Raw genomic sequence first — 6,706 nt, 5'->3', positions numbered from 1 at the left:
CCGCGTAGCGTCTTGAGGCGGCGGCCGAAGTTGTAGGCGGCCACGAAGTCCGCAAGGTGCTGCCGGAGCTGGTCGTGGCTGTCGTAGTGGAAGCGTTTGACGGTGGCGTCCTTGATCGTGCGGTTCATCCGCTCAACTTGACCGTTCATCCAGGAATGGCGCGGCTTCGTGAGACGGTGCTCGATGTCGAGGTCGGCGCAGGCTTCCGTGCTGAATCTGGCCCATAGCGCGTCCTTCCACTCGCGTGAGAAAACTGCACCATCAAACCCTGGGATCAAACATCTAGGACAGATGGGTGTCAATGTGAGGTGACTGCGGCTGGACTGTTCGATGTGGCGTGGCGCGATATGTCTGGCCGAGCACTCAAGTTCAGACCGCTCATGTTTTTAGTCAGAAATATTGCCAGCCATGCAACGCTATCCAGATGCGGATCCGCACGTCCCGTTAAAGAGGCATCGAGCATCTCACAAGCAATAGTTATTTAGATTTTTCGCTACTCACAGTTGAGTGGGCTTGGAAGCACATCTTCGATGGAGCCGGCAAACTACGTGTTGCGAAAATGGCGCGGCTGCAAAAAGTGATATGCTTCGGGATTAAATGGCATTGCTGTTCGTGACCTTTGCAGCATGATCCGACAGCAGCGGACGTCATCAATGTGAACGCCTGCCGGAGCCAGCCATCAAGGCGCGGGCCCAACGAACAAAACGAACAGGCGCGATCCGAGAAACGGACGTCGCCACGAGAAGGGTCTCGAAGTTTTGGGGATATCGATGAGGTTTCTGAAAAACTCGCTGCTTGGGTCTGCTGCTGCGTTCGCGGCCGCAGGCGCAGCCCATGCCGCCGACCTGCCGGTCAAGAACGCGGTTCCAATCGAGTACGTTCGCGTTTGCGGTGCCTATGGCGCCGGCTTCTTCTACATCTCTGGCACCGACACCTGCCTGCGTCTGTCCGGCCGCGCCCGGTTCGAGGGCGGCTACATGACCAGCTACTCGCGGCAGAACGGCTCGAACGTCGGTGATACGTCGGGCTACCAGGGCCGGATGCGCATCAACCTCGATGCCCGCACCCAGACCGCCTACGGCACGCTCCGCGCCTTCGTCCGCCTCGATGCCGGCTCCCGCACCGGCTACTCCGGCGTCGGCCAGTCGGGCACCCAGCAGCGCATCGGCCAGGCCTTCCCGGCTCTCGGCATCGACCAGTTCGGTCGCGCCTCGCAGTTCGTCAACGTCGACAAGGCCTTCATCCAGTTCGCCGGCATGACCGCCGGTCGCGCCTCGTCGTTCTTCGACTTCTACGCCCACGACTTCGAAATCATCGGCAACACGCTCGGCTCGGACGTTGCCTCGACCAACCTGCTCGCCTACACGGCCACGCTCGGCAACGGCCTGTCCGCCACGATCTCGGCCGAAGACCCGGTCTTCCGCCGCAGCCCGATCTTCTCGCAGACCAACAACCCGGCCGGCGTGACGAACAACTCCAATCTCGCAAACTTCGCGCAGACGAACGCTCCGGCCGAGGTGTTCATCGGCTACACCAACGGCGTGCCGACCCGGTACAGCTTCGTCGACGTGATCCAGCGCTCGCGCATGCCCGACGTCGTCGGCGCCCTGCGCCTCGACCAGGCCTGGGGTTCGGCGCAGCTGTCGGCGGCCGTCCACGAGCTGAACGTCGGCAACGTGGCCAACGGCGCCGGCACCGGCACCGGCTCGAACATCAGCATCCCCCACACCAGCAACTCGTACGGCTGGGCGGTGCAGGGCGGCCTGAAGATCAACACGCCGTTCATCGCGCCGGGCGACGCCCTCTACCTGCAGGGCGCCTACGGCTCCGGCTCGCAGATGTACACCGGCTACTGCGCGTTCAGCGGCTGCTACTCGCAGAACCCGACGACCATCCAGGGCCAGAAGTTCGCGCAGTATATGGTCGACGCGACGCTCAACCCGTTCACGGGGCAGATGGAGCAGTCGACCAGCTTCACCGCGACGGCCTCGTACCTCCACTACTGGTCGCCGGAGTGGCGCTCGGCCTTCTTCGGGTCGTACGGTGAGATGAGCTACAGCAGCGGCGCTCGTCTGGCTCAGGGCGCGGCCTTCGCGCTGTCCAACCCGGCCGGTGCCAACTCCTTCGGCGTGAACGCCGTCGGCGTGCCGGGCACCCGGTTCTACCAGCTCAGCGAGGCGCTGCGCGACACCTACGAGTTCGTGGCGGGCGCCAGCATCATCTGGTCGCCGGTGAAGGACCTCGATATCGGCGTCGAGGGCTTCTACACCCAGATCGGCGTCAAGAACGGCCGCGTGATCGACCGCGACAAGAGCCCGACGGCCTACGCGAACGTCGCCGGCATCAACAACGGCACCTTCGTGCCGCGGACCACGACAGCGGACTCGGCTTCTCAGGTTCGCTTCCGCGTCCAGCGCGATTTCTAATCACCCCGATCGAGACCGGTTGTTCTCCAAAGCTTCCTGGTCTCGATGTCCCCGTGCAAAGGGACCCTACTAAGCCCGGCCTCGCGGCCGGGCTTTTTTGTCCTTCGATAGATCAACATCTACCTCCGCGAAGCTCGAGCGGAACGGGCTTCGGGCAGCGGGATTGCGGGACCAGATCAAAGGTCCACTTTCGGGAATGATGCCAGCCGCAACTGGCAGGTGGGTTGGGTCGCAAGCAGACTATCAAGTTGAGATGCCAATGACAGTCGACTCGCTTAGAGCAACCTTAAGCATCAAAACAGGTTTATATGTCTGAATATATTTTCCTAACCGAATCGACGTTGCGAAAGTCGATCGGTGTGCTAACTGCGCATGGTCGTCATATTGTCCGGAACTTGTGGAAACAACTTCTGAGCGATTAAAATGGTCGGGACATCAACCTTCGTAGATATTGCGGTGATCGGAGCTGGACTGGCCGGATGCTGCGTTGCCGGTGCTCTCGCCCGCACCGGAACGTGCTTGACACTGATCGACGTGCAGGACGGCCGCAACAGAGCACAACGGGATTTTCGCGCCGAGAAGTTCGGCGCCGACCAGATGGCCTTGTTCGAGGCGCTGGGCTTCGGCCCGGCCCTGCGGGCCTGCACCACTGCCACCAAGGAGGTCGTGGTGGTCCGGTACGGCCGACTGGCCTACCGGGAGGCGGCCCGCGAATGGGGGGCGCCTTACCCCGCGCTGGTCCGGGCGGTACGGGAGGCCCTGCCGCCGGGGCTGCTGCGGCCGGGCCGGGTCGCGGACCTCACCCTCGGGCCGGACCGCCAGGAGGTCACCCTCGGCGACGGGAGCCGGCTCACGGCGCGACTCGTCGTCCTCGCCACCGGGCTCGGGCAGGCGCTGCACGCCCGGGCCGGCCTGCGCCGGTGCGTCCTCAGCCCGCGCCACTCGCTGGCGGTGGGATTCGACATGGCGGCACCGCGCGACCGCTTCCCATTCCCGGCGCTGACCTACTTCTCCGAGCGGTTCGGCGGCCGTGACGCCTACCTGACCCTATTCCCTCTCGGGTCGGTCATGCGGGCCAACCTGTTCTGCTACCGCGATCCCGGCGAGGCCTGGGTCGCGGATCTGCGCCGGGATCCAGTTACCACCCTGCAGGCGATGATGCCCCGTCTGGCCGACGCCTGCCCTGATCTCGCGATCGCTGGGCCGGTCGAGGTCCGACCGATTGATCTCACCCGCACAGAGGGGGTAGAGCGCGACGGGCTGGTGGTAATCGGCGACGCCTTCCAGACCGCCTGCCCAATCCCCGGGACCGGGGTCAGCAAGCTCCTCACCGATGCCGATCGGCTTGCCCGCGTTCACGTGCCGGCTTGGCTCGCCACGCCCGGTATGGGCCGCGACAAGATCGCGGCCTTCTACGCCGACCCGGTCAAGCGGGCCTGCGATACCCACAGCTTGCGCGCCAGCATCTATGCGCGCGGCCTCGCGGTGGAGACCGGCGCCCTGTGGCGGGCCCGGCGCCTGCGCAACCGCGTCGCACGCACAGCCATTCACGTCGCTAAATCGAGGCTTGTCCCGTAAACAGATGCGGTGGTCTGGGCAAGACGCGCATAATAGCCGCTCAGAGTGGATTTCCACCGGGCTGCTTTAGGTCAGCATTGCATGGAAGCTGATGTCATGTTGGCTGCTACACTCAACCCAATGCAGTGCTTCGCAGCTAAGCTGTTTCGAGAACTGCCAAGCGGGTTTCCGCCACTCTGTAGCTTAACGCTTCGGACCTCCCCGTCTCTCGTGGGTCACACACCGTTCACATTGCATCTGAACGTTATTCACGGATCCGTGTTCGACGCCAAGCTGCCGCGTATCAACAATCTGTAGCCATACCTTAGCGATCTGACTCGGCCCGATTTAACCGAAATCGCGGCCAGTTCACCACCGTAGGTTTCGTGACTCATCAGATTTGCAGACCTTGGTTGCGTGCGATAGTCGAATTTGCTTATCAGTACCGCTCTGTGGCCACTTACTTGAATTTCATGCAAACAGTATTTTCTACTCAGGGGTTGCATCCCCGGGACAGCTTCAAGCGCTGGCAAGCGATGCTCTCCGAAAGAAGCCTGCCGTTCGAGCAGCAGCGCCTCGACGACGGTCTGTTCAGCGGCAAGCTGGAGATTGCCAGCCTGGACGGCCTCGTGATGTCTCGCGTCTCTCAGGATGCCACGCGCGGCGAGGCAACGCCCAGCCTGCTCCGGCGCAGCGGCGATCAACACGGTCGCATCAGCGTGACCTTCCAACTCGCCGGCGAAGCGACGACCCAGCAACTGGATCGGGCATCGATACAGCGGGCAGGTGATTTCACCGTGCACGACCATAAGCCAATCGTCTTCAGCTCAAGCATGGGCAGCCAAGCCATCAGATTGGAATTACCACGCGTCCGCCTGGAAAACGTGCTCGGTTCAGCCCGTCACTACGCCGCCCTGACGGTCGGGGCGGAGCTTGCCTCCGCGCAATTGACCACGCGGTTCATCCAGGAACTGATCCGCGTAGGCAACCAACTCTCCCCAGATGCAACCACCCGCATGGCGGTGGTCGCCGTGGACCTTATCGTGGCCAGCATCGCTGAGCGGATGGCCAAAGAGCTGCCCCGCCCCCTGCACGGCACCGTCGTGGTCCAGCGTGCTAAGGCCTTCGTCGAGGCCAATTTCGGCGATCCGACCCTCGACCCGCCCCAGCTCGCAGCCGCGGTCGGCGTGTCTCTGCGCCGTCTACAGGAGCTGTTCCACGAGCGCGGCCAGCACATTTCTGATTGGATCTGGCAGCGCCGGCTCGAGGCGGCGGCCAAGCGCTTGGCCGATCCAGGCTGCGTCCACCTGCCGATCGGCACCCTAGCGTATGGCTGCGGCTTCGCCAGCCAATCTCACTTTTCTCGACGGTTCAAGGATCGTTTCGGCATGTCTCCCCGCGAATGTCGCCACGCAGCCTTCGGGCGCGCCCCATAGATTTTCATCAGCGCATGAGGCTGATCGCGACTCTTCTTGGTTTCTGAGCTTCCGACTCCAATTGTTGAAGAAAGACGGTGGCCCGGCAGTCGTCTCCGGCAGGTCCCGACCCGGAGCCGAAGTTGTTTGATGACCTACGAACGACCGCTTTTGGGAAGCGGCAGCGGCCTTCCGCACGACCGACTTGGGTCGGGAGCGGGAGGACCCCTCTGGGTAGATTTCAGTCAGCTTAGGTTCTGAAAGTCGTCAAAGAGGATATCGCCGTCCCGCCCACTCGCCGCCCGCACCGACATTGTGGCAGCCAAGCCGAATGTGTTCAGACTTAGAGTCAGGGACAAAACCGGTCGATCTGTGCCCTGCAGATGAGGACACAGGCGAGGGTCGTGAATGCGAGATGCAGGTCGACGCGTCGCTCGTAGCGGATGGTCAGTCGGCGGAAGCGGGCGAGCCAAGCCAAGGTGCGCTCCACGATCCAGCGATGGCGGCCGAGGTGCTGGCTGCTCTCGATGCCCCGTCGCGCGATCCGTGGTGTGATGCTGCGGGCCCGGCACTCGCGCCGGCAGCGACGGTGATCGTAACCCTTGTCGGCGTGCAACTTGTCCGGTCTGCGTCGCGGGCGACCACGCCGGCCGGTGCGCACGCCCGGCACCGCGTCGAGGGTCGCCGCCAGCATACGGCTGTCGTTGCAGTTGGCCCCGGTCAGCGTCAGACCGAGCGGCGTGCCGTTGGCGTCCACGACAAGGTGGCGCTTCGTCCCCGGCTTGCCCCGGTCCGTCGGGTTCGGGCCTGTCGCGGGGCCCCCTTTTTCGCTGGCCGGCTCGCACTGTCGAGGGCCGCGCGCGACCAGTTGAGCGCATCGGCGTCCTGAAGCTGCTCCAGCATCGCGCGGTGCAGGGCGGCCCAAACACCGGCTGCCTGCCACGTGCCAAGCCGCCGCCAACTCGTTTTGCCGCTGCAGCCCACCTCAGAACGCGGCAGGTGCTTCCACTGCATGCCCGTACGCAGAACCAGGATGATGCCAGCCAGCGCCGCCCGATCCGAGGCACGCGGCCGACCGCCTTTCGGCTTCTCAGGCTCAAACGGCAGAAGCGGCTCGATCACCGCCCACAGGTCGTCGGGTACGAGAGCGTCCATGCCCGCCCAACCCGCTACCTGCGGTTTTGTCCCGCGCTCTTAGCCAGCCTGACGGCCAGGGCTACGTTTTGTCCGGCTCGGTCGTGGGAGCTGCGACAACGCCCATCCCGCTGCCCATCTCCGTCCCGGTATGGGGCGGCACGCCGCTCGGGA

At 63.9% G+C, this 6,706-nt stretch carries 4 protein-coding genes and 1 pseudogene; 3 read left to right on the top strand and 2 right to left on the bottom strand.

What is annotated here, in order from left to right:
- Nucleotides 1–200 (bottom strand): annotated as a pseudogene (locus ABIC30_RS31390) (integrase core domain-containing protein); the annotation flags it as partial.
- A 570-nt stretch (nucleotides 201–770) separates the two neighbouring features.
- Between ABIC30_RS31390 and ABIC30_RS31385 the strand changes: the two are divergent.
- The 3 genes from ABIC30_RS31385 to ABIC30_RS31375 all read left to right on the top strand — a co-directional run bounded on the left by ABIC30_RS31385 (nucleotide 771) and on the right by ABIC30_RS31375 (nucleotide 5,419).
- Entirely contained in the window at nucleotides 771–2,426 is a 1,656-nt protein-coding gene (locus ABIC30_RS31385; RefSeq protein WP_354456808.1) for a porin, read from the top strand.
- 423 nt (nucleotides 2,427–2,849) lie between these two features.
- The gene (locus tag ABIC30_RS31380) at nucleotides 2,850–4,004 is read left to right on the top strand and encodes an FAD-dependent oxidoreductase (RefSeq protein WP_354456807.1); all 1,155 of its coding nucleotides are present in this window, start codon (nucleotides 2,850–2,852) and stop codon (nucleotides 4,002–4,004) included.
- A gap of 452 nt (nucleotides 4,005–4,456) precedes the next feature.
- Nucleotides 4,457–5,419 (top strand): helix-turn-helix domain-containing protein, encoded by a 963-nt coding sequence (locus tag ABIC30_RS31375; RefSeq protein ID WP_502915894.1) that lies wholly within the window; start codon nucleotides 4,457–4,459, stop codon nucleotides 5,417–5,419.
- Nucleotides 5,420–5,747: 328 nt separating this feature from the next.
- On the opposite strand, the gene ABIC30_RS31370 is transcribed toward ABIC30_RS31375, so the two are convergent.
- Nucleotides 5,748–6,553, bottom strand: a protein-coding gene (locus ABIC30_RS31370) for an IS5 family transposase (RefSeq protein WP_354456805.1) whose coding sequence is annotated in 2 segments (ribosomal slippage) — nucleotides 5,748–6,220 and nucleotides 6,220–6,553 — 807 coding nt in all. Because the reading frame shifts where the segments join, the coding sequence is not laid out codon by codon here.
- Between the last annotated feature and the right edge of the window lie 153 nt (nucleotides 6,554–6,706).

Origin of the sequence: Methylobacterium sp. 1030 (assembly GCF_040544715.1) — a bacterium.
Taxonomy (GTDB): Bacteria; Pseudomonadota; Alphaproteobacteria; order Rhizobiales; family Beijerinckiaceae; genus Methylobacterium.
The sequence above is the reverse complement of the archived record's forward strand: the minus strand, read 5'-3'. Positions and strand labels throughout refer to the sequence as shown.